The organism is Corallococcus terminator (assembly GCF_049194865.1).
GTDB lineage: Bacteria > Myxococcota > Myxococcia > Myxococcales > Myxococcaceae > Myxococcus > Myxococcus terminator_A.
Map to the genome: position 1 here is coordinate 88261 of NZ_JBLZWL010000090.1, position 25942 is coordinate 114202.

Annotated in this window: 23 protein-coding genes; 11 read left to right on the forward strand and 12 right to left on the reverse strand. The window is 69.4% G+C overall.

Translation table 11 applies throughout. From position 1 onward, the window contains the following. Position 1: 1 nt before the first annotated feature. The 4 genes from ACN469_RS28200 to ACN469_RS28215 form a co-directional block, all read right to left on the reverse strand. Positions 2 to 1888 (reverse strand): NADH-quinone oxidoreductase subunit G, encoded by a 1887-nt coding sequence (locus tag ACN469_RS28200; protein ID WP_498772662.1) that lies wholly within the window; start codon positions 1886 to 1888, stop codon positions 2 to 4. After that, positions 1885 to 3141: an NADH dehydrogenase (quinone) subunit D gene (gene nuoD / locus ACN469_RS28205; protein ID WP_498772664.1), complete on the reverse strand. Its 1257-nt coding sequence runs from the start codon at positions 3139 to 3141 to the stop codon at positions 1885 to 1887. Before nuoD ends, ACN469_RS28200 begins: the two co-directional genes overlap by 4 nt. Before the next feature lie 12 nt (positions 3142 to 3153). Then, positions 3154 to 3672, reverse strand: a complete 519-nt coding sequence (locus tag ACN469_RS28210) for an NADH-quinone oxidoreductase subunit C (protein WP_498772726.1) — start codon at positions 3670 to 3672, stop codon at positions 3154 to 3156. Between the two features lie 178 nt (positions 3673 to 3850). Further along, positions 3851 to 5134: an adenylate/guanylate cyclase domain-containing protein gene (locus ACN469_RS28215; RefSeq protein WP_498772666.1), complete on the reverse strand. Its 1284-nt coding sequence runs from the start codon at positions 5132 to 5134 to the stop codon at positions 3851 to 3853. A 127-nt stretch (positions 5135 to 5261) separates the two neighbouring features. Between ACN469_RS28215 and ACN469_RS28220 the strand changes: the two genes are divergently transcribed. After that, positions 5262 to 7403 (forward strand): sulfatase-like hydrolase/transferase, encoded by a 2142-nt coding sequence (locus ACN469_RS28220; RefSeq protein ID WP_498772668.1) that lies wholly within the window; start codon positions 5262 to 5264, stop codon positions 7401 to 7403. After that, positions 7285 to 7761, forward strand: a complete 477-nt coding sequence (locus ACN469_RS28225) for a PaaI family thioesterase (RefSeq protein WP_498772670.1) — start codon at positions 7285 to 7287, stop codon at positions 7759 to 7761. The genes ACN469_RS28220 and ACN469_RS28225 overlap by 119 nt, the downstream gene beginning before the upstream one ends. An 83-nt stretch (positions 7762 to 7844) precedes the next feature. Here the strand turns inward: ACN469_RS28225 and ACN469_RS28230 are convergent, their stop codons facing one another. Next, a complete protein-coding gene (locus ACN469_RS28230) occupies positions 7845 to 8408 on the reverse strand; it encodes an NADH-quinone oxidoreductase subunit B (protein WP_498772672.1) in 564 nt (187 codons plus the stop codon). 6 nt (positions 8409 to 8414) lie between these two features. Continuing rightward, positions 8415 to 8786 carry an NADH-quinone oxidoreductase subunit A gene (locus tag ACN469_RS28235; protein ID WP_498772674.1) on the reverse strand — a complete coding sequence of 124 codons (372 nt, stop codon included), beginning with the start codon at positions 8784 to 8786 and terminating at the stop codon, positions 8415 to 8417. Between the two features lie 247 nt (positions 8787 to 9033). On the opposite strand from ACN469_RS28235, the gene ACN469_RS28240 reads away from it, so the two are divergent. Beyond that, positions 9034 to 10599, forward strand: coding sequence for a methyl-accepting chemotaxis protein (locus ACN469_RS28240; protein WP_498772676.1), 1566 nt, complete (start codon positions 9034 to 9036; stop codon positions 10597 to 10599). 7 nt (positions 10600 to 10606) lie between these two features. Here ACN469_RS28240 and ACN469_RS28245 read toward each other — a convergent pair whose 3' ends face one another. Then, positions 10607 to 10834, reverse strand: a complete 228-nt coding sequence (locus ACN469_RS28245) for an amphi-Trp domain-containing protein (RefSeq protein WP_498772678.1) — start codon at positions 10832 to 10834, stop codon at positions 10607 to 10609. A 56-nt stretch (positions 10835 to 10890) separates the two neighbouring features. Between ACN469_RS28245 and ACN469_RS28250 the strand changes: the two genes are divergently transcribed. Continuing rightward, a complete protein-coding gene (locus ACN469_RS28250) occupies positions 10891 to 12297 on the forward strand; it encodes a pyridoxal phosphate-dependent decarboxylase family protein (protein ID WP_498772680.1) in 1407 nt (468 codons plus the stop codon). Between the two features lie 27 nt (positions 12298 to 12324). Here ACN469_RS28250 and ACN469_RS28255 read toward each other — a convergent pair whose 3' ends face one another. Beyond that, a complete protein-coding gene (locus tag ACN469_RS28255) occupies positions 12325 to 13992 on the reverse strand; it encodes an arylsulfatase (RefSeq protein WP_498772682.1) in 1668 nt (555 codons plus the stop codon). Between the two features lie 209 nt (positions 13993 to 14201). Here ACN469_RS28255 and ACN469_RS28260 point away from each other — a divergent pair, with 209 nt between their 5' ends. Further along, on the forward strand, positions 14202 to 15674 hold the full coding sequence (locus ACN469_RS28260) for a D-arabinono-1,4-lactone oxidase (protein ID WP_498772684.1): 1473 nt from the start codon (positions 14202 to 14204) through the stop codon (positions 15672 to 15674). Positions 15675 to 15695: 21 nt separating this feature from the next. Here ACN469_RS28260 and ACN469_RS28265 read toward each other — a convergent pair whose 3' ends face one another. Further along, a complete protein-coding gene (locus ACN469_RS28265; RefSeq protein WP_498772686.1) occupies positions 15696 to 16514 on the reverse strand; it encodes a PHP domain-containing protein in 819 nt (272 codons plus the stop codon). A 222-nt stretch (positions 16515 to 16736) separates the two neighbouring features. On the opposite strand from ACN469_RS28265, the gene ACN469_RS28270 reads away from it, so the two are divergent. From ACN469_RS28270 to ACN469_RS28285, 4 genes are all read left to right on the forward strand, one after another. Further along, a complete protein-coding gene (locus tag ACN469_RS28270) occupies positions 16737 to 17015 on the forward strand; it encodes a hypothetical protein (RefSeq protein ID WP_498772688.1) in 279 nt (92 codons plus the stop codon). Between the two features lie 57 nt (positions 17016 to 17072). Then, positions 17073 to 18296: a deoxyhypusine synthase family protein gene (locus tag ACN469_RS28275; RefSeq protein ID WP_498772690.1), complete on the forward strand. Its 1224-nt coding sequence runs from the start codon at positions 17073 to 17075 to the stop codon at positions 18294 to 18296. Between the two features lie 28 nt (positions 18297 to 18324). Further along, complete coding sequence (locus ACN469_RS28280; protein ID WP_498772692.1) at positions 18325 to 18753, forward strand: OsmC family protein; 429 nt, start codon at positions 18325 to 18327, stop codon at positions 18751 to 18753. Between the two features lie 69 nt (positions 18754 to 18822). After that, positions 18823 to 19401, forward strand: a complete 579-nt coding sequence (locus ACN469_RS28285; RefSeq protein WP_498772694.1) for a hypothetical protein — start codon at positions 18823 to 18825, stop codon at positions 19399 to 19401. A gap of 74 nt (positions 19402 to 19475) precedes the next feature. Here ACN469_RS28285 and speA read toward each other — a convergent pair whose 3' ends face one another. After that, positions 19476 to 21482 carry a biosynthetic arginine decarboxylase gene (gene speA / locus ACN469_RS28290; RefSeq protein WP_498772696.1) on the reverse strand — a complete coding sequence of 669 codons (2007 nt, stop codon included), beginning with the start codon at positions 21480 to 21482 and terminating at the stop codon, positions 19476 to 19478. A gap of 226 nt (positions 21483 to 21708) precedes the next feature. Here speA and clpX point away from each other — a divergent pair, with 226 nt between their 5' ends. Further along, on the forward strand, positions 21709 to 22782 hold the full coding sequence (gene clpX / locus ACN469_RS28295) for an ATP-dependent Clp protease ATP-binding subunit ClpX (RefSeq protein WP_498772698.1): 1074 nt from the start codon (positions 21709 to 21711) through the stop codon (positions 22780 to 22782). On the opposite strand, the gene ACN469_RS28300 is transcribed toward clpX, so the two are convergent. Next, the gene (locus ACN469_RS28300) at positions 22772 to 23539 is read right to left on the reverse strand and encodes a CvpA family protein (RefSeq protein WP_498772700.1); all 768 of its coding nucleotides are present in this window, start codon (positions 23537 to 23539) and stop codon (positions 22772 to 22774) included. The genes clpX and ACN469_RS28300 overlap by 11 nt on opposite strands. 27 nt (positions 23540 to 23566) lie before the next feature. Beyond that, positions 23567 to 24358 (reverse strand): J domain-containing protein, encoded by a 792-nt coding sequence (locus tag ACN469_RS28305; protein WP_498772702.1) that lies wholly within the window; start codon positions 24356 to 24358, stop codon positions 23567 to 23569. Between the two features lie 133 nt (positions 24359 to 24491). Between ACN469_RS28305 and ACN469_RS28310 the strand changes: the two genes are divergently transcribed. Continuing rightward, positions 24492 to 25721, forward strand: coding sequence for a hypothetical protein (locus tag ACN469_RS28310; RefSeq protein WP_498772704.1), 1230 nt, complete (start codon positions 24492 to 24494; stop codon positions 25719 to 25721). Positions 25722 to 25942 lie beyond the last annotated feature (221 nt).

The following is a 25942-nucleotide window of genomic DNA, read 5'->3' on the forward strand; positions in this document are numbered from 1 at the left end:
GCTAGATACCCCTCACCCGGGGAGAACCGAACTCACGGTAGCCCGGAGGACGCCCATCGGCGCCCGTGGGCAGCGGATTGATACCCGGCTTCTCCCGGTCCGGCGGAGAGGCCTTGTCCCAGTTGAACTCGGCGAACTCGGCGACCTTGCCGGACAGCTCGCGCCACACGTCGCGCGCGGAGGTCCAGGCCGGCGCCTCGCCGCCCACCTCGCGCGTCAGCTCCGCGGCCCACTTCCAGCCCGGAATCACGTCGCCCTTGGGCGGGTACGCCTTGCGGAAGCGCTGGGTGATGCCGTCCATCTGCGTGAAGGAGCCCTCGTCCTCGACGTGAATCGAGGCGGGCAGGAGCACCGTCGCCTGCGCCGTCACCGGCGACTCGTTCTTCTCCTGCACCACGAAGACGTCCAGCTTGGAGGCCGCCTGGGCGAAGGCCGCCACGTCACCCGGCACCTCGGTGCCGATGGCGTACAGCGCCTTCACCTGACCCTTGTCCAGGGCGGTGGTGAGCGCCTCGAAGGTCTCCACCTTCAGGCCCAGGCCCTTGGCGATCCACTCCAGGCCCTTGCGGTTGGGGTTCTTGTCCGCCGTCTTCAGGAAGTGGTCCGCCTTGCCCGCCGGACGACCACCCACGTAGACGGTGGAGATGCCCAGCGTGGCCTTCGCGAAGGTGAGGCCCGCCAGCAGCTCCTCGTTGGAGGACACCGGCGAGGCGAGCACCGCGAGCTTGCCACTGCCCACCAGCGGCTTGAGCGCCTTGGCGGCGGCCTGCGCGGCCTCCTTGCGCGTCACCACCGGCACGGCCTCGGACGCGGCCTGACCCGTGGCGCGGCCAATCCTCGCCTGGAGCACGCGGCCCAGGTTGAAGGACTTGTACATGAGCCGGCCCTGGTCACACATCCAGCTCTTGTTGATCTCCTCGTTCTCACGAGGACGGATGCGGTAGGTGTCCTGCGACATCCAGTCCGCGTACGTGTTGCAGCCCTTCGCGCAGCCCGTGCAGATGGACGGCGTGGCGGACAGGAACCACGCGCGCGCCTTGAAGCGGAAGTCGCGGCTGAGCAGCGCGCCCACCGGGCAGACGTCCACGGTGTTCAGCGAGTAGTCGCTGTCCAGCTCGTTGCCAGGGAACACGTCGATGCGCTCGTGGCTGCCGCGGCCGAACACGCCCAGCTGCGGCTCCTTGGCGACTTCGTTCATCACGCGCACGCAGCGGGTGCACATGATGCAGCGCTCCTGGTCCAACACGACGCGCGGCCCCAGCACCTTGCGCTTGTTCTTCAGGGCCTTGCCGCCCTCCAGGCGCGAGGGGCGGTAGTCGTACTTCATGTAGTAGTCCTGCAGCTTGCACTCACCAGCCTGGTCGCAGATGGAGCAGTCGACCGGGTGGTTGAGCAGCAGGAACTCCATCACCGCGCGCTGCTGCTCCTTCACCTTCGGCGTCGTCGTCTTCACGACGACACCCTCGGCGAGCGGCGACTGGCACGCGGGCACCATCTTGGGCGCGTTGGACGCCTCGATGAGGCAGATGCGGCAGTTGGCCGCGATGGAGAGGCGCGGGTGGTAGCAGTAGTACGGGATGTCCGAGCCGACCGTCTTGGCCGCCTCGATCATGTTCGTCCCCGGCTTCACGACGACTTCCTTGCCGTCGATGGTGCAGGTGACGAAGCCCGGGTTCTTCGGCGCGGGCTTGGGCGGCGGGCCCGGAGGGGCGGCGGCCTTGGGCGGAGGCGTGACGCTGCTGGCCGCCACGGGAGGCGTGTCCATCTTCGGACCGGCCGGAGGGTTGGAGGGCTCGGGACCGATCTTCGCCGCGGGGGTGTCCGTGGGCGCGCCCTTGGGGGGCGGCTGCGCGTCACCGGTCGGCTTCTTCGTGTCGTCGTTGCTCACTGCTCGACCTCGCCGCCAATCATGTTGATGGTGTCAAACGTGGGGATGAGGTCCGCCAGCATCTTCCCCTCGATGATATGGGGCACCGCCGCGAGCACCGGGAAGCCCGGGGCGCGCACGTGGACCTTGTACGGACGACCGCGCCCGTCGCTCACCAGGTACCAACCCAGCTCGCCGTTCGAGGCCTCGGTCGCGTCGTAGCACTCGCCGGGGGGCACCTGGATGCCCTCCATGACGAGCTTGAAGTGCGCCATCACGCCCTCGATGGTGCCGTAGACCTCCGGCTTGGGCGGCAGCGCGATGCGCCAGTCATCCACGATGATGGGGCCGGCGGGGATGGTCTCCAAGGCCTGGCGGATGATGCTGATGGACTGACGCATCTCCTCCATGCGGACGAGGTAGCGGTCGTAGTTGTCGCCGTGCTCGCCCACCGCGACGCTGAAGTTGAAGCGCTCGTAGACCCAGTACGGGTGCGCCTTGCGCAGGTCGTGGTCGATGCCGCACGCGCGCAGGGCCGGGCCCGTCCAGCCGTAGTCGATGGCGTCCTCGGCGGAGATGACGCCGGTGTGCTTGGTGCGGTCCACGAAGATGCGGTTGCGCGTGAGCAACCCGTCCATCTCCACCAGCAGCTCCTCGGTGCGAGTGAGCGTCTTGTGGACCTTGTCCGCCCAGCCTTCGGGCAGGTCGCGGTTGATGCCTCCCACGCGGCCGAAGCTGGTGGTGAGGCGCGCGCCGGTCAGCTCCGTGACGCGGTCCTGGAGGAGCTCGCGGGCCTCCATGCCGTAGAGGAACGGCGCGAAGCCGCCCATCTCCAGGCCGGTGGCGCCCACGCACGTCAGGTGGTCCGTCAGCCGATGCAGCTCGCTGCCGATGACGCGGATGTACTGGGCGCGCTCCGGAATCTCCAGGCCGATGAGCTTCTCCACGGCGTTGAGGAAACCGAAGTTGTTCATCATCGCGGACAGGTAGTTGAGCCGGTCCGTGTACGGCAGGCACTGCGTCCAGGTGACGTTCTCGCAGCTCTTCTGGAAGCCGCGGTGCAGGAAGCCGATTTCAGGGTCGATCTTGACGATGGTCTCGCCGTCCAGCTCCACCTTCAGCCGCACGGTGCCGTGCGTGGCGGGGTGGGACGGGCCCATGTTGATGACCATGTGCTTGCTCTGGAGGTGAGCTTCCAGATCCGAGCCCTCCGGCAGCGAGCCGTCGGTGTCCGGATTGTGGCCCTTCGCATCAAACGTGTGGCTGTCGGCCATGATGTGTCGTCCTCAGGAGTGCCCGCTGGTGCCGGGACCGCGGAAGATGTCCTTGATGGGGCGTTCCGGGATGAGCGGCTGCCTGTCGCGCAGCGCGTAGTCCTTGCGCAGCGGGTGGCCCTGGAACTCGTCGTACAGGAGGATGCGGCGCAGGTCCGGGTGGCCCTCGAAGCGGATGCCGTAGAAGTCGAACGTCAGGCGCTCCCACCAGTTGGCGCCCCGGTACACGAACGCCAGCGTGGGGATGACCGGCTGGTGCTCGCTCACGCGCACCTTGAGCCGCACGTGCTCATGGCGCTTGAACGAGTACAGGAAGTAGACGACCTCGAAGCGAGGGTCGCTCTCCGCCAGGTGCAGCCGGTCCACGCCGTCAATGGAGCCGAAGAGCTTGAACTCCAGCTCCGCGTCGTTCTTGAGGAACGCGGCGACCTTCGGAAGCGAGTCGGGGTGGATCACGGCCCAGGCGCCACCGGCCCGGTCCACATAACGCTCCACCACCGCCTCGGGAAAGTGGGCGGAGACCCTGTCCAACGCGAAAGTGCTCAAGGGGGACCCAATGACTGAGGGAGAAGAATCGCGGCTTTATAAGGAGCGCGGAAGGGGGGCGTCAACGTAAACCCTCAACCATGTAGGCCACTTAGGAAGCCCAGAAGCCCGCGTTGCATACGCGGCGTCCGAGCAGGCGGGAGGATCGCTCGAACGGAGGAATTCAGGCCGCCGAGCCCGGGCTGCCGACGAGGGCGGGGGCCAGCGGCAAGGGGACGAAGGTCGCCACCGGCCGGCTCTTGCCGGGCACCAGCGCCTGGGTGATGGCTTCCCAGTGGAAGAGGGGGCCCACCTGCGCACGGGTGGCCTCCGAGACGAGCACCGGGACGCCTACCCGCTTGGTCAACCCTTCAATCCGGCTGGCCAGGTTCACCGTGTCGCCGATGGCCGTGTAGTCCAGGCGCCGGGCCGTGGAGCCGATGTTGCCGAGGATGACGGGGCCGGTGTGCACTCCGACCCCCATCCGGATGGCCGGGGCTCCCTGGAGGGCCCGGTCCGCGTTGAACGCCTCCAGCTCCTTCACCAGGTCCAGGGCGCAGCGCACCGCGCGGGAGGCGTGCTCGGCGTCCGCCAGCGGCGCGCCGAAGTACACCATGAGTGCGTCCCCGATGAACTTGTCGAGCGTTCCTCCGTGGCGGAATACCACCTCCACCATCCGGCCATAGTAGGCGTTGAGGAACTTCACGACCTCGCCCGGGGGGAGGCGCTCGCTCATCGAGGTGAAGTCGCGGATGTCGGCGAAGAGGACGGTGACTTCGCGCAGCTCGGGCTCGGGGGAGGCAAGGCGCTGGAGGCGCTCGGCGACGGCGGGGGCGAAGTAGCGGCCCAGGCGAGCGCGCTTGAGCTCCTCCTCGGAGACTGCGGCGGAGAGGGCGCGGATGCGGTTGAGCAGGTGGCTGGCGCCGGCGGCGGCCACGGAGAGCATGACCACAGAGGCCATCTGGGCGCCGAAGCCGATTTTGGCCTGCTGCTGGAGGAATATCTCCGCGACGGCGGCGAAGGCGGTGACGACGAGCGTCACCGTGTTGCGCAAGGACAGCGCCGCGAGGATGACCAGCACCGCGAAGATGCCGAGCGTGAAGCCGGCGACGCCTCCGGGGGAGGGGGATTCCGGCATCGCCTGGCTCTGGAGCAAATACACCGCCGGCACGTCGATGAAGGCCACGGACATGCCGGCCCAGCGTACCGCGCGCGGCGAGCGGGCCACGGCCACCCACACCGCCGCGGTGCAGAGCCAGTAGATGGAGAGGGTAGGGAGGTACGCGAGCCAGTCCGCCTTGCGAAAGTACAGGCCCAGGACGGCCGACATCACGAGCATGACGGAGACGGCGACGAAGCGGATCATCGACATCTGGCGCGCGTTGCGTCGGCGCTCGTCGTCGAGGGCCCGGTTCACCGAGTCCTGGATGCCTTCTGGCGCGTTGGACCTCAGGGCCTTACCCCCCATCCCAGGCTCCACCCGTCGACTTCCACTGCCCGCGCATCTTGCACCGTCTCGATAGCGCTCGCACCTTCCGGGCCGGAAAGGCTCCTGTGCTCGCGAGCGTGTCGCGTTGCGGTATACACGCTGACGCATGGCTGAGTCCGTTCCCCCTCATCCGTTCCGTTCGCTCGGTTGGCGCCTCGTGCTGGGCGCGGGCCTGGGCCTGGTGCTGTTCGCCTTGGAGTCCTGGCTGCTCTTGCGCTCGGGGCTGGTCGGCGTGGACATCAACGTGGACGGGCCCTACGCGGCGCTGTCGGCGGCGGTGCGCCCGGTGCTGCCCGGCTTGCTGCTGCGCGTCGCGGCCGTCTATCTGCTGGCGGGAGCGGTGCTCGCGGGCGTGGCCTGGGGCCTGGCGCGCGTCTGGGGATGGGGTGGGGTGGGGGCGACGCTCGCGGGCTGGTGCGTGCTCGTCCTGCTGCTGGCGTGGGACCGAGCCATCTCCCGCCCGGCCCTGTTCGACGACCTTCCCGCCGTACGTCCGTTGCTGGCGTGGCTGGTGGACCATGGCGCGCCGTGGCATCCGCGCGCGGCGGCCGTGGTGTTGGCGCTGGTGCACGTCGCGGCGCTCCTGGCCCGGCTGCCGACGTGGAAGCGGCGGCTCCAGGTGGGCACGGGGCTGGTGGCCGCGGTGGCGGTGCTGTTCGTCGCGGGGCGGATGGGGGACGGCGGGACGGATGACGTGAAGCCTCCGCTGGTGGTGCTCATCGGCATCGATGCCTTCCGCCCGGACCGGCTGCGGACGTTGGGCGGCACGGGTGAGGTGGCGCCTCATGTGGACCGCTTCGTCGCGGACTCCACCCTCTTCACCCGCGCGTACACGCCCGTGGCGCAGACGGAGCCCGCGTGGCGCTCGCTGCTCACCGCGCGCTGGCCCCACGAGACGGGCGTGCGCTACGCGCTGACGTCCGAGTCGCGGATGAAGCTCCAGCCCACCTTCCCGGAGTCCTTCGCGAGGGCGGGGTGGCGCACGGTGTTCGCCACGGACTGCTCGCGCTTCCACGCGGAGGGGCCCGCCTCGGGTTTCGCCACCCGGTTGCAGCCCCCGCGCGGCGCGGTGAACTTCCTGCTGGAGAAGCTGCGCTACCGAGCGCTCGGCGTCTTCGCGGACCACTCCGTCGGCGCCGCGTGGGTGCCGGAGTTCATCGACAACCGCGCGCTGGCCGGCATCCATGACCCGATGGGCTATGCGGAGCGGCTCACGAACACGCTCCTGGACGAGGCGAGCCAGGGGCCCACCTTGTTCGCCTTCCACGCCACCGCGGCGCACTTCCCAGGCGACCCCGTCCACCCCTTCTACCGGCGCTTCGTGTCACCGTCCGAGCCTCTGGAGCGACGGCTGCGCATGCACTTCGCCCCCGTGTCTCCAGGCGCCAAGGGCGGGTGGAGCCGCGACGGCGCGGAGGCGCTCTACGACGAGCTGATTGCCCAGGCGGACGCGCAGGTGGGCATGCTGCTGGGCGCGCTGCGCCGCTCGGGGCGCTACGACGACGCGCTCATCGTCCTCATCTCGGACCACGGCGAGAGCTTCCACGAGGACCGGCCGGACCTGGCGGGCGCCACGCCCGTCCATGGCGCGCGGCTGACCGAGCTGGAGAACCGCATCCTGCTCGCGGTGAAGCCGCCCAAGGGACGCTTCTCCGCGCCCGCCACCTCGGAGGCGTTGGTGCGGCTGGTGGACGTGGGACCCACGCTGCTGGAGCTGTCGAGCCTGCCCGCGCTGACGGGTGTCGCTGGCGTGTCGCTGGCGCCGCTCCTGCGCGGTGAGTCGCTGGCGCCGCTGAACCTGTACGCGGAGACGGGCTTCACGCATGTCTCGCCCGAGGTGTTCGACGCGGGGCACTGGCCCGGCGCGCCGCGCGCGTTCGACGCGTACCGCATCCGTCCGGACGGCGTGGTGGAACTCGGTGACGCGGCGCACGAGGCAGTGGTGCTGGAGAAGGACCGAGGCGCGTTCGACGGAGAACGCTGGTGGGTGGACCGTCCGCAGGCGGATGGCACCTTGCTGCGCGCGTGCACGGGCGACTGTGAAGGGCTGGACGCGCTGTCGCTGGAGTCGTGGCTGGATACGGTGCGAGGACGGACGCCGGAGGGGGACTCGCGTAAGGTCGCCGGCCATGTCGACGATTCCAGACGGCCCGTCTCTCCAGGAACAGTACGCCCCCCACAACAGCTGCTTCGGCTGCGGCCCGGCCAACACCCAGGGCCTGCGCATCCGCAGCCTCGCGGAGGGTGACCTCGTCGTCGCCGAGTGGACGCCCTCCGAGCACCACCAGGCGTTCCCCGGCGTGCTCAACGGCGGCATCATCGGCGCGCTGCTGGACTGTCACTGCAACTGGACGGCGGCGTACCACTTGATGAAGGCGCAGGGCGCGGCCTCGCCGCCGTGCACCGTGACGGCCGACTACTCCATCACCCTCAAGCGCCCCACGCCGATGACGGGGCCGGTGCGGCTGGAGGCGAAGCCGGTGGAAATCAAAGGGGACCGGGCCATCATCGAGGGCACGCTCACCGCCGGTGGCAAGGTGACGGCGCTGTGCCGGGGCACCTTCGTCGCGGTGAAGGAAGGCCACCCCGCGTACCACCGCTGGTGACGGTGGAAACACCAGGGGCCCCGACGCCACCCCTGGGAAGGGGAGGCACGCGGGGCCCCGGGAGCAAGACGCAGGCTTGAGGACTACTTGCCCATGGACATGAGCAGGTCGTGCCGAGCGGCCGTCTGGTTGGGCTGCTCGCGGTCCGCGATGCGGTGGACCTGGTTGGCGATCTTGTCCTGGAGGAGCATGAGCCCGTCCAGCACCTGCTCCGGACGGGGCGGGCAGCCGGGGATGTAGACGTCCACCGGGAGGATGCGGTCGATGCCCTGGAGCACCGCGTAGTTGTCGTAGAAGCCGCCCGAGGACGCGCACACGCCGAAGGACACGACCCACTTGGGCTCGGTCATCTGCTCGTACACACGCTTGAGGATGGGGGCTTGCTTCAGGTTGATGGTGCCCACCACCATCAGCAAGTCCGCCTGACGCGGCGAGAAGCGCGGGAACTCGGCGCCGAAGCGCGCGATGTCGTGACGGCTGGCCGCCACGGACATGTACTCCATGCCGCAGCAGGCGGTGGCGTACGGGTAGGTGAACAGCGAGTACTTGCGGGCCCAACCCAGGCCCTTGGAGACCATCCGCTGGAAGAAGCCCATGGCCTCGTCGCGGCGGGTCGTCAGCACTGGAGCGATGTCTGCATCAGCCATGATGTCTCAGCTCTCCCAATCCAGGGCGCCCTTTTTCCAGACGTAGATGAGGCCCACCACCAGCGTCACCGCGAAGACCAGCATCTCCATGTACCCGAACCAACCGAGCGCCTGGAAGTTCACCGCCCACGGGTACATGAACACGGCTTCCACGTCGAACACGATGAACAACAACGCGACGACGTAGAACTTCACGGCGAAGCGCTGGCGAGCTGGGCCGCTCGACTCGGAGCCGGCCTCGAAGGGGGTCGACTTGATGGCGCTAGGGCGACTGGGGCCCAGCAGCGAGGTGATGAAAGGAATCGCGACGCCCATGATGCCGGCCAACAGCAGCACCACCGCCAGGGGCAGGTAGGGCGAGAGGGGAGAGGGAGTCATCGCGCGCGGAACCTAATGACACCGACCTTGCCATGTCAAAGGGAAACTCCCCCTGGCTCGGCGCCGCAACCCCTTGAGATGACGATGAAAAGCAGGGCTTGTCGCAGCGGGCGGCGAGCAGGGGGCCTCGCGCGCCTCCCCGCACGGCTCGCGAGCGGCGGGCTCGTTTGACGCTCCTGGGGAGCCACGCCTACCGTCGGGCGGCGCCGGCGGCCGGCGATCAGCGCATCACCTGGGAGATGACGGCATGTGGGGGCGGCTCGGCTTGCGGATGCAGGTGGCCATCGCGGTGCTCGTGCCCTGTCTCACGGTCATCGGCCTGTGCATCTGGAACTTCTCCGCCCGCCAGCGCGAGGTCTCCCTGGAGCTGCTGCAGAAGCGGGCTCGGGTCCTCGGCACCCTGGTGGCCAACCACCCCGCGACGCGGGACTGGGACGGCTCGGAGTCTTCCAAGGAGCGCCTGGACGCCGTGCTCGCCCAGCTGGAGGCCCATGACGTCAACGGTGGGGGCGGCTTCACGGTGAACTACCAGGGGCTGCTCGGGCCGGATGGCCGCCCCGTGTACGAGTCCCTGACGCGGCTGCCCGACCATGCGAAGGGCAAGACGGCGGTGACTCGAAACGGCTGCGTGACGTCGCTCCTGGCGCTGCGCGAGGTGTCGGTGCGGTGCGCGAGCGGCGAGCGGACGTATGTGGTGGGCCTGGGCCTGGATGAAGCGGCGGCCTCCGTCACCGAGCTGAAGGGCGCAGTGGTGGCGGGACTGGTGGGCGCGCTGGTGCTGGGGCTGCTGCTCGCGGCGCTCATCGGGCGGACCATCGTCGAGCCCGTGGCCCAGGTGACGGATGTGGTGCGGGACGTGGCTCGCGGGGATGTCTCGCGCGTGGAGCTGGACGTGCCGGCCACGGGTGAAGTCCGCCTGATGGCGCAGTCCTTCAACCAGATGCTCGGTACGCTGCGAATCACGGTGCTGGAGCTGGTGTCGCGCACGGAGCAGCTCTCCGGCGCGTCGCGCGGCCTCTTGGGCGCCTCCGCGGACCAGGAGCACGTCATCAGCCAGCAGGCGGCCTATGCGCAGCAGATCGCCGCGACGTTCGAGGAGCTGAGCCGCACGGCGGAGCAGATCTCCAGCTCCACCGAGGTCGTGGAGTCGAGCGCCCGGCGCACCCACGAGGCGGTGGCCGAGGCGATGGCGGTGGTGGCGCAAGTGGTCGCGGGCATCAACGACATCCGCACCGAGTCCAAGGGCGTGGCGGACGCGATTGTCGGCCTCAACCAGGACCTGCAGCAGGTGTCGAAGATTGCCCACGTCATCAACCAGGTGGCGGAGCGCTCGGACCTGCTGGCGCTGAACGCGGCGTTGGAGGGCACCAAGGCGGGCGAGGTGGGCCGGGGCTTCTCGCTGGTGGCGGCGGAGATGCGCAAGCTGGCGGAGAACGTGTCGGCGTCCGCGCGGGACATCGGCCGCATCGTCGAGAAGGTGCAGGACTCCGGCGAGGAGGCCGCGTCCAAGGCGCGCGTGGGCATGGCCACCAGCGACCGAGGCGTCGAGGTGGCGGAGCAGGCGTCCTCGGTGTTCCAGCGCATTGTCGAGCTGGCGCGCGGCACCAGCGAGGCCGCGCGGCAGATCACCATCGCCACGCGTCAGCAGCGCCAGTCCAGCGAGCAGGCCGTGCAGGGCGCGCGCAACGTGGCGGAGCTGGTGAAGCAGGGCGTGGACGCCACCGGGCGCACCACTCGCATCGCCCAGGACCTCCAGGCGGTGGCCGAGGGGCTCACCGCCGTCACCAGCCGCTTCAAGACGACGCGGAGCTGAGAGGCGCCTACTCGTCGCGCGTCCAGCGGACCTGGAGCTCCAGCTCGTCCACGTCGCCTTCGCGCTCGTGCTCGATGCTGAAGTGCGCGTGGGCGGGGACGTGCAGCCGCTCGCCGGCCACCTGGATGTTGAACGCCTTGCCGCTCTCCACCGCGTCCGCGAGCCGTCGCAGCTTCGCGACGAACTGCGCGCGGGGGTAGACCTTCTCGATGTCTCGCTTCGGTCGCTTCGCCATCGCGCCATCCTGCCAGTGGCGTGCAAACCCGTCGAACTTCATTACTGTGCGCGCGCATGGGCTCGCTCGAACTGTCCCCCGCGCATTTCCGGCGTCTGGCCGACCGTGTGTCCACCCTGGCCGAGGAGTGGCTCGAGGGGCTCGACTCGCGCCCCATCGCTCCCTCCATCACCGGCGCCGCGGCGGAGGCGATGTTCTCCGAGGGGCTCCCCGAGCAGGGCCTCGGAGACGCCGCGCTGGACGCGCTGAAGCCCTTCATGGAGGGCTCTCGCGCGGGCAACGCGCGGTTCCTCGCGTACGTGTTCGGCTCGGGCGAGCCGGTGGGCGTGCTGGGCGACTACGTGGCCAGCGTGGTGAACCAGAACGTCACCGCGTGGCGCTCGGCGCCCACGGTGGTGAGCCTGGAGCGCTCGGTGATTCGGAGCCTCGCGAGCGCGGTGGGCTGCGCGGGCTTCACCGGGAGCTTCACGGGCGGCGGCTCCTCCGCGAACCTCATGGCCCTGGCCATGGCGCGCGAGTCGCTCGCCCCCGCCAACGAGGACGGCGCGCCCTCCGGCGTGGTGTACGCGTCCGCCGAAGTGCATATGTCCATTCCCAAGGCCGTCGCCCTCCTGGGCCTGGGGCGCAAGCATCTGCGGCTGATTCCCACCGACTCGCAATGGCGGATGCGCGCGGACGCCCTGGCTCGCGCAATCACCGAGGACAAGGCAGCCGGCCTGCGTCCCCTGGCCGTGGTGGCGACGGCGGGCACGGTGAACACCGGCGCGGTGGACCCGCTGACGGCGGTGGCGGCCCTCGCGCGCGAGCACGGACTGTGGATGCACGTGGATGGTGCCTATGGCGCGCTCGCGGCCATGGCCTTCCCGGAGCGCTTCGAGGGGCTCGGCCTGGCGGACTCGCTGTCCATGGACGCGCACAAGTGGCTCTACCAGCCGGCGGACTGCGGAGTCTTGCTGTTCCGCGATGCCCAGGCCGCGCGTCGCGCCTTCTCCTTCACCGGGGACTACGCGCGCGCCCTGAATTCGGACCCGGTGGAGGGTTTCGCCTTCTTCGACGAGTCGATGGAGCTGTCCCGTCGCGCCCGGGCCCTGAAGGTGTGGCTCTCCGTCCGCTTCCACGGGCTCGCCGCGTTCCGCGAGGCCATCCGCCGCGATGTGGAGCACGCGAGATATTTGGAGACGCTCATCCGGGAGACGGCCGGACTGGAGCTGCGCTCCCCCGCGACATTGAGCGCGGTGTGCTTCCGCTACACGGGTGGGCTTCCGGACGCGGGGCTCGACGACTTCAACACGCGGCTGCTGGCGCGAATCAACCGGCGCGGTCGTATCTACATCTCCAACGCGACGCTGGAGGGACGCTTCTGCCTGCGCGCCTGCTTCGTGAACCACCGCACCACGCGCGAGGACGTGGCAACGGTGGTTCACGAGGTGCTCGCGGCGGCCGAGGAGCTCAGGGCCTCGTAGTCACGTCACGAGGCCCGTCGCGCCGGCTCAGGCGTGGCTCTGCTGGAAGCGGTGGATGGCCTGCTCCACCTCGTTGGCGAGCGACATCACCTGGTCGCCAACCTCCGACTTCCCGTCGCGCTGGGCCTCCTTCATCTTCTCCTTCACCTTCTCCTTGAGCGGGCCGATGCTCAGGCTGCCCGGGGCCTGACTGGGCACGTAGTCGATGAGGCTCTCCGCGAACTTCTTCACCAGCCCCTGGGCCGGGACGAAGAGGAACATGCGCTCGCCGTACCAGCTCGTGTACAGGCCGGAGAAGAGTCCCTCCTCGAACGGGTCCGAGCGCAGGTTGATGAGGTAGGGCCAGGCGGGGTTGAAGCGCTTGCCGCTGAACCACATATCCGGGCCCCGGCCATCCTGGTAGCTGAAGATGACCTTCCAGTCGTCGTAGCGCACCGCCGCGATGTTGCCGCTGTCGAGCACGTAGATGAACTCGTGCCGCTGTCCCGGCTCCTTGCCCGCGAGCAACCCGCGCTGGTCATACCCGTCCAGGTGCACGCGGAACTTCTTCTTCCCCACGGTGTGCCCCTGCTTGCACTTGTCCACGAGGTCCTCGGGACCGCCCGACGCTGCCACGAAGGTCGGCATCCAGTCCTCGTGGGCGAAGATGTCGTTGATGACGGTGCCCGGCTCGATGACCCCGGGCCACTTCACGACGCAAGGCACGCGCACGCCGCCTTCCCACGTGGAGCCCTTCTCGCCGCGGAAGGGCGCGTTGCCGCCGTCCGGCCAGCCCATCTTCTCCACGCCGTTGTCGGTGGAGAACACGACGATGGTGTTGTCCGCGATGCCCAGATCATCCAGCTTCTTCATCAGGACGCCCACGTGGTCGTCCAGCTCCGTCATCGCATCCGCGTACAGGCCCTTGCCCGTCTTGTTCTGGTACTTCTCCTGCAAGAACGTCCACACGTGGGTGCGCGTGGTGTTGTGCCAGATGAAGAAGGGCTTGTCGTCCTTCGCCGCGCGCTCCATGAACGTCAGGGAGGACTTGAGGAACTCCTCGTCCACCGTCTCCATGCGCTTCTTGGTGAGCGGCCCGGTGTCGACAATCTTCTGCCGGCCCACGCGGCCCCAGCGGGGGTCTTCCGTCGGGTCGTCGCGGTCAGTGGCCCAGCAGTGGAGGACCCCGCGCGGACCGAAGCGCTCCTTGAACGCCGGGTCCTTCGGGTAGTCGGGGCACTCGGGCTCGTTCTCCGCGTTGAGGTGGTAGAGGTTGCCGTGGAACTCGTCGAAGCCGTGCATCGTGGGCAGGTAGCGGTTCGAGTCGCCCAGGTGGTTCTTTCCGAACTGGCCGCACACGTAGCCCTGGGGCTTGAGCAGCTCCGCGATGGTGGGGTCGGAGTCCTGGAGGCCGTAGTCCGCGCCCGGCATTCCGATGGTGGTCATCCCCGTGCGCAGCGGGTTCATCCCCGTGATGAAGGCGGCGCGGCCCGCGGTGCAGCTCTGCTGTCCGTAGCAGTCCGTCATCAGCGCGCCCTCACGGGCGATGCGGTCGATGTTGGGCGTCCGGTAGCCCATCATCCCCTGGTTGTAGGCGCTGATGTTCCACAGGCCGATGTCGTCACCCCAGATGACCAGGATGTTCGGCTTCTTCGCCGGCTGCTTGCCGTGGCCATTGCCATTGCCCTTGCTCTTGGATTTTCCGAGAAACGCCATTCGCCCGCCCCCGCTGCCCCGCCGTCGGTGAACTCCGTCCGGTCGACAGGCAAGGTGGGGCGGGGTGGTGCAAGAGGCGAGTTGCCCCGGGGTGCGGTGCACGAGGACTCCATTCCCGAACCCGTGCGTCCAGGCGAGCGTTGCTCCGTGCCGACGGCTCACACCCTCGGCCGTTGCGCCTCCTTCCTTCGAGAAAAAGAGGGGGACTCATGACGCTGGACCGTATTCGTCGCATCGCGCGGACGTGGCGCATCAACACGCTCAACACCGCTGTCTATGTCGCGTCGGGGGGAACGACGACGCTGCATGAAGGTCGCTTCGCCCGCTGGTGCGGAACCTGGCGCAACTGGAGCCAGACCTACGAATGTCAGCCCGCGCGCTTCGAGAGGCCGGAGACGGAAGAGGAGCTGGGGCGCATCGTCCGGGAGTCGGAGAAGGTCCGCGTCGTGGGCGGAGGCCATTCGTTCAACCGCTGTCCGTTGACGCAAGGGACGTTGATTTCGCTCGACGCGCAGCACCGCATCCTGGACGTCGACGTGGCGCGGAGGGTGGTGCGCGTGCAGGCCGGCATCCGGCTGCGCGACTTCACCCGACAGATTCTGGAGCACGGCCTCTCGTTACCGGTGCTCGGCTCCACGAACGCGCAGAGCCTGGGGGCGTTGATTGGCACGGACCTGCACGGCACCGGCAAGTCGCATGGCTTCCTCTCCGAACAGGTGCTGTCGCTGCGAGTGATGGACGCGGCGGGCGAGGCGCGGACGCTCGTGCGGGGCTCGCCCGAGTTCCACGCGGTGGCCGGCTCGATTGGCACCTGCGGCGTCGTCACCGAGCTGGAGCTCCAGTGTGTCCCCGCGTTCAACCTGGAGAAGCGCCTGGAGGTCGTCCCGCGCCAGTGGGCCGAGGACCACCTGGAGGAAGTCCTCAACACGAACGACCACGTCAGCTTCTATTACGTGGGAGGCGTGGACGCGGAGCACGTCCGGATGAACGTGTGGAACCGGACGACGCAGCCGCCATCGCGGCTCTGCCACGTGCGCAAAATGGGGCTGGAGCTGATGGACATGCTGCTGTCGGGCTATCTGCTCGGCCTGTCGCGGGTGCTGATGCTGACGGAGCCCTTCGCGAAGGTCGGCTTGTTCTTCATGAAGCTGACGCAGCAGGGACGCAAGACGGTGTTGCCGATGTGCTCCGCCTTCTCGCGCCAGCTCTTCTACCACCACGACGAGATTGAATACGGGGTGCCCTTCGCGAAGCACCAGCAGTGTCTCCAAGAAGTGTTGGACCTGCTGGAGCGCAAGCGCTTCGTCTGCGTCGTCGAGGTGCGCTTCACGCCCGCGACGTCCATGGCGACAGTGGGGCCGGGCGTGGGACGGCGCACGTGTTTCATCGAGCTGGCGCCCAGCCTGTCCGTCGACTCCAGCGCCGTGTTCGAGGAGGTGGAGCAGATCTTCCTCAAGTACGGCGGCCAGGTGCACCTGGGGAAGGCGACGCGCGCCAAGGAGGAGGACATGGAGCGGATGTATGGCGTGCGCTGGCATGCGCTGCGCACCGTGCAGCGCGCCCAGGACCCGGATGGGAAGTTCGTCAACGACTTCGTGGCCCGTGTCTTCGGACCCACCCGGAGGCTGGAGTCGCGGGACGAAGATGAGGGGACGCCCGAGCCCGTGGTCTCCTGGGGCTGACGTGTCGCCCCCTCGGAGGGCTCACGCCGTGGCGCGGGACTTCAGCTTCGCGAACAGCTCCGGCGGCATCGCGGCCGTGCCCAGGCGGTGCTCGGCGGACACTGCCTCGCCATGGAAGTCGCTGCCGGCGGTGGGCACCAGGTCGTGCTCCTTCGCCAGCGCCAGGTACTTCTGCCGCAGCCCCGGGTTGTGGTCCGCGTGCAGCACCTCCAGGCCCGCGAGCCCCGCCTTCGTCAGCTCGCGAATCTCCATCCGCTCCGCCTTGGACGAGCCCGGGTGCGCCAGCGTCGCCGTGCCGCCCGCGTTGCGGATGAGGCGGATGGCGTCCGCGCCGTCCAGCTTGAAGCGCTCCACCCAGGCCATGCCCCGCGTCCCCAGGAAGCGGTCGAACGCGGCCTTCATATCCACCGCCCAGCCCTGGTTCACCAGCACGCGCGCGAGGTGCGGTCTGCCCAGCTGCGCCTCTCCCGCGACGGCCCGCACGTGCTCCATGCGCACCGGGAAGCCCAGTTGCTGCATCCGCGCCACCATGGCCTCCATGCGCTGCTCGCGCTCGCCGCGCAGGCGCTGGGCGAAGCGCGCGAGGTCCTCGTCATCCGGCCTCACGAAGTGCCCCAGGATGTGGACTTCTCGGCCCAGGACGAAGGCGGAGACTTCGATGCCCGGCACCAGCTCCACGCCATGCGCGCGCGCGGCCTCGCCGGCCTCCGCCAGCCCCGCAACCGTGTCGTGGTCCGTCACCGACAGCACCGTCACTCCCGCCGCCGCCGCGCGCGTCAGCAGCTCCGTGGGCGAGTACTGGCCGTCGCTGGCGGTGGTGTGGGAGTGCAGGTCGATCATCTCGGGCTCCGGGGCGAGCGGTTGAAAGCCGCACTGTCGCGACCTAGGCTCTTCTTCAAACCACGGACGACGTCAAGGGCGATGCCGCAGCACCCACTCCAAATCTCACGAAAGATTTTGAGTACGGGCTGCGGGCCATGACCTTCCTGGCCTCACAACCCCTGGGGTGCACCGGAGTCCGGCTCGCCGGCCGTGACGGCGCGGGCCTAGACTGCCCGCCCCATGGCCAAGAAAGCCGACACGAGCATCGAGAACCGGGTGTACCTCTTCGAGTCGCTCGCCAGCAGCTACGTGGCGGCGGCCTCGGAGGCGCTGGGCTCCAAGGACTCCGCGGAGCGTGAGCGGGCCCGCCGGGTCCTGGCGGAGCTGGCCTTCGTCTCCTGTGTGGTGGCGGACACCGAGGACCTGACGCCCGAGCAGGTCCGGGAGCGGGTGCTGAGCGCGCCTCCGGCCGACGCCGCCCCCGGCAAGCGCGCAAGCCGTCGCAAGCGGGACAAGTAGGGACGGGGCTCTGGCGGTGCTCCCCTTGGGGCGCGGGCGGTGGTAGATCGCCGCGCCATGGCCAAGACCTCCTCGAACCCGAAGAAGTCCCTTCGCTCCGCGTACTCCGGCGCCCGCAAGGCGGACCCGCGCCCCATCACCGGCAAGGAGAAGCCGGCGGAGCTGCTCGCCCACGCCTTCAGCGCCTACGTGGGTCGCCAGGAGCGCACGGCGTTCGAGCTGATGTCCAAGTCGATGGAGGACGACGCGTCCATCTTCCTCACGCTGTCGGGCGCGATGACGCCCGCCGGCCTGCACCAGAGCTGTCTGATTCCCCTCATCGAGAAGGGCATCATCTCCGCCATCACCACGACGGGGGCGAATCTCTACCACGACGCGCACCGCATCATCGGCCACGCCATCCGCGAGGTGAACCCCAACGCGGGCGACCTCCAGTACCGGCTGGCGCGCATCATCCGCATCTATGATTTGGGTTTCTGGGAGGAGGCGCTGCTCGACACCGACCGCCTCTTCTCCGCCATCATCCGGCAGCCCGAGTTCCAGAAGAAGATGACCACGCCGGAGTTCCACTTCCTGCTCGGCAAGGCCATCCACGGCATCGAAAAGCAGCTGGGCGTGAAGCAGCCGTCGCTGTTGTCCACCTGCTACAAGCACGCGGTCCCCATCTGGGTGGGCGCGGTGCAGGACGGCTCCATCTTCCTGAACATCGTCAAGCTCAAGCGCCTGCTCGGGCCCGAGTTCAAGTTCGAGCTCGACATCAACGACGACGTCTACTCCATGGCGGCGATGCAGCACTTCTGCCGGCACAACGGCAGCAAGCGGCTGGCCATCTGGATTCTGGGTGGCGGCGTGCCGAAGAACTACACGCTGCAGGGTGAGCCGCTGCTGGACCAGATCCTCAACGTCCCCACGTCGGGCTTCGACATCGACGTGCAGTTCTGCGTGGACCCGGTGGACAACGGCGCGCTGTCCAGCTGCCCCGCGGGCGAGGGCCACACCTGGGGCAAGGTCTCCGTGGAGGCGGTGGAGACGGGCTCCGTCTATGTGCACTGCGACGTGACGGCCGTGTTCCCCTGGCTGACGCACGCGCTGCTCAACGAGCCGAAGAACAAGCGCAAGCCCATGCGGCTGATGGACCGGTTGCCGGAGGCCATCACCTTCCTCGACGCCGACGTGAAGAAGCGCAGCAAGGCGCTGATGAAGACGCTGGACTGGAGCGTGGAGGAGGCGGAGCCTTCCACCAAGAAGGACGCGAAGAAGCACGAAGCCTACGTCCGCTGAAGCACACCAGCCCGAGGAGGTCCGACACATGAGCCAGCAACAGCCCACCGGCGTGGTGATGACCCTGGTCAGCCACGCCCAGTTCAAGACGCAGCTCACCCACGGCCCGTCCAGCGCGGGCCTCCAGACGGAGGCGCCTCGGGACAACGGCGGCACCGGTGGCAGCTTCTCGCCCACGGACCTGGTGGGCGCGGCGCTGATGTCCTGCGCGGTGACGACGATGCACCTGTTCGCCTCGCGCGAGGGCATCTCCCTGGGCGAGGTTCGCGCCAGGGTGGAGAAGCGGATGACGCCGCCGCCGCGCCGCATCGGCGAGCTGGTGTTGGACCTCCAGATGCCCGCGGGCCTCTCCGCCGAGCACCGCGCCCGGCTGGAGCAGGTGGGCCGCGAGTGTCCGGTGGCTCGCAGCCTCCACCCCGAGGTGAAGCTGCCGATGACGTTCAGCTACCCGGACTGAGCCGGGCGCCTGTCCGTCCGGCCACCCTCCGTTGGAGCCTCCAGGCACTCGCTGCCCGGAGGCTTCTCCATGAGGAATCTTCCCCCGCGGCAGTGTGGCCGCGTGGCGGGGAGGGACGGCATGGATGCGAAGCGGTTGGGCATCTATCTCAGCGATCACCACGCGGGCTCGGTGGCGGGCATCGAGCTGGCGCGGCGCACCGAGGCGGAGAACCACAGCAACCCCGTGGGCCACTTCCTGGCCGCGCTCATTCCGGAGCTGCGGCAGGACCAGCGGACGCTCGAAGCGGTGATGCGGGCCCTGGAGCTGCGCAAGGACCCGGTCAAGTCCCGCGCCGCGTGGGTGCTGGAGAAGGCGGGCCGCCTGAAGCTCAACGGCCACTGGGTGCGCTACTCACCCCTGAGTCGCCTCGTCGAGCTGGAGGGCCTGTGCACGGCCACCGAGGGCCGCCTGTCCCTGTGGAGCACGCTGGCGCGACTCCAGCTCCACGACTTGCGGCTGGCGAGCTTCGACTTCGAGTCACTCCTCGCCCGGGGTGAGCTTCAGCAGGCGGGGCTCCAGCGGCTGCGCGCCCGCGCCGCGGATGTCGCCTTCGCGGACGAGCCCACGCCCTTCGGTGCTGGAGAGCCGCTCATCGCCAGCTACTGAAAACACCACGCCCCCCGACGCTTCCCCTGAGGGCGCGGCGGAGGGCGGGGTGGGAACCACTGAAGTCGAAGTGACTACGTGCCCGACGGAGACACCGGCGGCCGGGTGGCGTCCGGCACCGGCACCAGGCGGAGCTGGCTGGCGCTGCCGGCGAAGCTCGCGTCCACGCCGCGCTCCAGGTACGTGTAACCGGACAGGCCGTCCTCGTACATGCGCAGCAGGGTGCGCGACTCGTCCAGGGAGATGCGGCCCTGGCGCAGCGCCATCTCGGTGAACTTGCGCAGCCGGGCGACGAGGTCGTCCCTGCTGTAGCTGACGTAGTTCAGCACTTCCGTCACCGTGTCGCCGGCCACCACGTGGTCGATGAGGTAGCCACCGTTGGGCGCCAGCGACACCTGCACCGTGTGCGTGTCCCCGAAGAGGTTGTGCAAGTCGCCGAGGATCTCCTGGTACGCGCCGACCAGGAAGATGCCCAGGTAGTAGTCGTCATCGTTGAGCGCGTGCAGCTCCAGCGCGTCCTTCACCTCGCGCTTGTCGATGAAGTGCTCAATCTTGCCGTCCGAGTCGCAGGTGATGTCCGCCAGCGTCGCGCGCCGGGTCGGCTTCTCCGCCAGCCGGTGGATGGGCATCATCGGGAAGAGCTGATCAATCGCCCACGAGTCCGGCAGCGACTGGAACACGGAGAAGTTGCAGAAGTACGTGTCGCTCAGCGCCTTCTCGAGTGAGTCCAGCTCCTCGGGAATCTCGCCGGCCTCCTTCGCGATGCGCATGATCTTGTGGCAGGTGGCCCAGTAGATGTTCTCGGCCGCCACGCGCTGCTCCAGCGACAGGTGGCCCAGCGAGAAGAGGGTGAGGCTCTCCTCCTTGGCGTCCTGCGCGTCGTGCCACGCCTCCAGCAGGTTCTTGTTCGTCACCTCGCGGAAGGTGGACAGGAGGTTGCGCACCACGGAGGGCGCCTTGTCGTCCACCTTGTCCGGCACGTGCGCCGGGTCGAACTCGCTGGTGCCCAGCACGTCCACCACCAGCACCGCGTGGTGCGCGACGACGGCGCGGCCCGACTCGGAGACAATCGTCGGGTGCGGCACGCCCGCGCGATCACACGCCTCCATCACTCCGAAGACGACGTCGTTGGCGTACTCCTCCGTCGTGTAGTTCATGGAAGAGGCGAAGTTCGTCTGGGAGCCGTCGTAGTCCACGCCCAGGCCGCCGCCCACGTCCAGGTACTTCAAGGGCGCGCCCTGACGCGCCACCTCCACGTAGAAGCAGCCCACCTCGCGCAGCGCGTTCTTCACGTTGCGGATGTTGGAGATCTGGCTGCCCAGGTGGAAGTGCAACAGCTCGAAGGAGGGGAGCAGGCCGGTGTCCTTCATGAAGCTGATGCAGCTCATCAACTCCGACGAGGACAGGCCGAACTTGGAGCGGTCTCCGCCGCTGGCCTCCCACTTGCCGGCGCCGCGGGTGGACAGCTTCACGCGCATGCCCAGCCGCGGGGTGATGCCCGTGCGGCGGGAGACTTCCGCGATGAGGGGCAGCTCGCTGGGCTTCTCGACGACGAGGATGACGTTGCGACCCAGGCGCGAATAGAAGAGGGCCGTCTCGATGTACTCCTCGTCCTTGTAGCCGTTGCAGATGACCAGCGCTTCCTCGCTCTCGAGGAGCGCCATCACCGCCATCAGCTCCGGCTTGCTGCCGGCCTCCAGGCCGTAGTTGTAGCCCTTGCCCGCCTCGATGATGGTCTCCACCACGTAGCGGTGCTGGTTCACCTTGATGGGGTAGACGCCCCGGTAGCCGCCCTTGAAGGCCTGGTCGGCCATGGCCTTGCGGAAGGCCTCGTTGAGGTGGACGACGCGGTGGCGCAGCACGTCCGTGAAGCGCAGCAGCAGCGGCAGTCCAATGCCCCGGCGACGGACTTCGTCCACCAGGTCCTTCAAGTCCATGCTGGGGGCCTGGGGGCCGTCCGGATGGACGCAGACGTGGCCCTTGTCGTTGATGCCGAAGTAGGGCGAGCCCCAGTTCCGGATTCCATAGAGCTCGTGCGCGTCAGCGAGGGTCCAGCGGTGCGGAGGGGCGTTTGCGGGCATCGGCGGTTCGAGGCTCCCAGGGAAACGGAGGGTGGACTCCAGTCAACACTGGAGGGGCGCGGGAACTATAGGAAAGCCCCCCCGCATACAACAGCCGGCTGAAGGGACAGCAAGCTGGCGGGCAGGCGACCTCCCAGGGCCCCTGTCCTGGCGGGCGGACCTTCCATCTGATTCCTACCCTTTGGACGGAGTGTCGGGAGGACGCGTGGATAGAAGGGAAGGGTACATGGAGTCGTCCGCACGCAGGGAAGAAGCGCCGCTGACCCCTCGGGAAATCTTCGAGCGACTGGACCGCTACGTCATTGGCCAGGACCTCGCCAAGCGGGCGGTGGCCATCGCCGCCCACAATCACCTCAAGCGTGTGCAGGCCCGGAGGCTGCGGAGGCAGTCCCTCATCAAGAAGTCCAACATCCTGCTCATCGGCCCCACCGGCAGTGGCAAGACACACATCGCCCGCAACCTGGCGGACATCCTCCAGGTGCCGTTCACCACCGTGGACGCCACCGAGTACACGGAGGCGGGCTACTACGGCAAAGACGTGGAGGTGATGATCTCCGACCTGCTCCTCAAGGCGAACCACTCCGTCGAGGACACGCAGCGGGGCATCATCTTCGTGGACGAGGTGGACAAGATTGCCCGCCGCTCCCAGGGCGCTCGCAACGGCGCGGGCAGCCGGGACATCGGCGGCGAGGGCGTGCAGCAGTCCCTGCTGAAGCTCCTGGAGGGCCGCGAGGTGTACGTCCCACTCAACGTCACCCAGGCCTGGAACAAGAGCGACTTCGTCCAGGTGGACACCCGCGACATCCTCTTCATCTGCGCGGGCACCTTCAGCGACTTGCACGAAGCCGGCGACGAGGCCTCCAGCCGACCCCTGGGCTTCGGCGCGGACGGCGCCTCCAAGGGGCCCCGCAAGCGCATCAGCACCAAGCAGCTGGTGGAATTCGGGATGCTGGCGGAATTCCTCGGACGCCTGCCCGTGGTGGTGCAGTTGGATTTGCTGGGCGAGGCGGACCTCATCCGCGTGCTCACGGAGCCGCCGGACTCCATCATCCGGGAGTTCCGGGAGCTGTTGGCCATGGACGAACTGGAGCTGGAGTTCGACGACGCGGCGCTGCGCGAGGTGGTGCACTACTCGGCGACGCGGGGGCTGGGGGCTCGCGGACTGCGCTCCATCCTGGAGCACGTCATGGCGGACATCATGTTCGAGGCGCCCGAGCGGCGACGTCGAGAGGTGAAGGTGGACGCGGACTACGTGCGTCCGCGGCTGGTGGGGCTGGACGCCGTGCAGCTCAACGTGTGACGTCCCCGTCACTTTCCGAGGCCCGGGCCGCCGCTCCCAGTCGAGCGGCGATGTCCGGGTCCTGGATGAGCTGGAGGACCAGGTCGTTGCGCAGCAGCGCGGCGGTGTCGCCCCTGGCGAGCGCCTGCCGCACCTTGTCGTCCTGGAGGAGCCGCTGGAAGCGCGGGTCCTTGCGCAGGGCCTTGAAGGCGGGGTCGTCCTTTAGCGAGGCCGCGCGCTCCGGGTCTCCCGCCGCCTTGGCCACCTGGACCATGTCGTCCATGGGGGCGAACTGGGTCATCTCGAAGAGGTTGAAGCGGCGCGCGGCCTGGGCGGCCAGGGAGTCCTTGGGGGACACGCCGATGCGCTTGCCGGCGACGATGACGTGCTGCTCGAAGAAGGTCATCGCGCTGAGGGCCATCCACGCGAAGGCGGCCGTCTTCCCCGCGCCCAGCACGAAGCCCAGGAAGCGGTCGATGCCTCGGTCCTCGTTCTGCTTGCCCGTGGCGAGGAAGCGCTGGAGCAGGGCGCCCAGCGCATAGCGCACGGTGAGCCACACGCCGACGAAGAGGAGCACCGTGCCCAGCAGGAGGCCCATCAGCAACGGGCCGTCGAGCGCCTCCGCGAGCCGGGGCGCGACGAAGGGGCCCAGGCGGCGCGAGGCGAAGAACCCCAGCGCCAGGCCCACCCAGTTGGCCACCTGTCGGGAGGCGCCGGTGAAGGCGCCGATGAGCCCGAAGAAGAGCACCATGCCCAGGATGATGAGGTCGATGACCATGGGGCTTTGCCGCGCCTCCGGACGACGTCAGCGAATCTTGAACGAGTCGCCCTTGGATTTGGCCTCGTCCGACAGGCGCTTCTGCGCCTCGGCCAGGCTCTCCTTGTAGCGGGGATTGGAGGGCTCGTAGGTGAGGGCCATCTTGAGATTGCGCTCGGCGGCGGACCAGTTGCCGGCGTCGATGTCCTTCTGGGACTGCTGGTAGAACTGGCGCCCCTTGGGGTGGGTGCCGATCTGCTCTTCCTGCTCCTTCTTCGCGGCGGCCTTCGTCTCGGATTCGGACGCCTCCGTGAAGCGCAGCTTCTGCGCGCGCTCCGAGCCGGTCACGTCGGCGAGGTACTTCTTGCGCTTCGTGTCGTCGCGCAGGACGTAGTAGGCCTCGGTGACGCGCTTGTAGAGCTCGTGCACCTGCTCCTTGAGCTGCTTGTCGTCGATGTGGAAGAAGCGGTCCGGGTGGTAGGTGCGGCTCTCCCGGTAGAACGCCTTCTTGATGTCGGCGGGCGTGGCCGTGCGCTCCAGCAGGAGCACCTCGAAGTAGTCGAGCTCTTCCAGCTTCGAGCAGCGCGACTGGAGGTCCGCGAGCTGGTGCGCATCCAGGCCCGGGCCCTTGGCGCTCGGAGGCGGGGGCGGTGACAGGGCGCCCACGGGCGGCGGGGGCGGCGCCATGGGGGCGATGGAGGGGACCGCCGGCGCGATGGACGGCACCACGGGGTTGATGGCCGGCACGCGAGGCGCCGTCATCGGCGCGATGCCCGGGACGGAGGCCGCCGCTGGAGGGCGGGGGGGCGCGTCCGTGGAGACGATCGCCGGCAATGACATGGTGGGCCGTGGGCCCGGGCGCGGCTGTGGCGCCGAGGACGGGGGCGGCGGAGAGGTGACCTGACCGACGGCGAGCGTCGGAGGTGGCCTGGGCGTCAACGCCGGACCGGGTGGAGTGCCCGCGGGAGGCGCTGTGACCGGGGCGATGCCGGGCACGGTGGGACGGGCCAATCCGGGGGGCGGCGGTACCGTCGGCGGACGCGTGGCGGGGACCGGCGGGGCGATGGAGGGAACGCTCGGCACCGCACCTGAGGTGGGCGCGGCTCCACGTGCCGTGGCGCCCTCGGGCGGCGGTGGCGGAATGATGGCGCCCGCGACGGGCGGGGGCGTCAGGGGCCCGGTGATGGCTGGGGCCGCGCGAGGCGGTGTGCCCGCGACCGACGGAGGCACCGTGCCGACGGGGGCCACGCGTGGCGCGGCTCCGGCGACGGGGGGCGTGCCCGTGGAGGCTGTCGCACGCGTCGCCGCGCCCGCGACAGGCGCGGGAGTCAGCGGCGCGGTGCCCGCCGCGGGTGCGCGAGGAGCGGGGCCTGCTCCCGGAGGTGGAGGGACCGTTCCCACGGGCGCCGCGCGAGGCACCATCCCCGCGACAGGGGGAGGTGTCAGCGGTGCGATGCCCGCCGGAGTCGCGCGAGGAGCGGGGCCCGACGCGGGTGGCACCGTGCCCACGGGCGCCGCGCGAGGCGCGGTTCCAGCGACAGGCGCGGGAGTCATTGGCGCGATGCCCGCCGGAGTCGCGCGAGGAGCAGGGGCCGGCGCGGGTGGCACCGTGCCTACGGAGGCTGTGCGAGGCGCCGTTCCCGAGACGGGAGCAGGAGTCATCGGCGCGATGCCCGCGGGGGGCGCACGCGGCGCGGGACCCGACACGGGCGCGGGAGTCATCGGCGCGATGCCCGCGGGAGTCGCGCGAGGCGCGGGACCCGAGGCGGGCGTCGTCGTTCCCGCGACGGGCGCGGGAGTCATCGGCGCGATGCCCGCCGGGGTCGCACGCGGCGCGGGGCCCGAAGCAGAAGGCGCCATGCCCGCGACGGGCGCGGGAGTCATCGGCGCGATGCCCGCGGGAGTCGCACGAGGCGTGGGGCCCGAAGCAGACGGCCCCGTTCCCGCCGGAGTCGCACGAGACGTGGCTCCCGCGACGGGCAGGGTGGGCATCGGCGTGCCCCCGGGAGGCGTCCCATCGGGGTCGTCCTCACCGAGCGGCGCGGGCGGTGGTCCGACTCGCGCGGCGGGGGCGGCGGGACGCGCTGGCGCACCCGTCCCCGGACTCGCGGGGGCTCCGACGGCGGGCATGGCGGCCACCGTGGGCCGCGCGCCCGTGGGCGTGGACGAAGGCCCCACCGCTGGCAGTCCCGTGGCGCTCTGACGCTGCGGCGTGGGTGCGGTGATGGCGGGCATGGCGGCCACCGTGGGCCGCTGCGTCGGGGGCACGGCTGGCGCCGCGATGCCTGGAGGCTTCGCGATCGGTGCTCCCGCGGGCGCGGTGCCCGTGGCGGGAGGACGCGGCGGGGCGGCGGCGGGCGGACGGGCCACCGGCGCTGGCGTGGGCGGCACGACGGGACCCGGCATGGCGGCCGTCATCCTCGG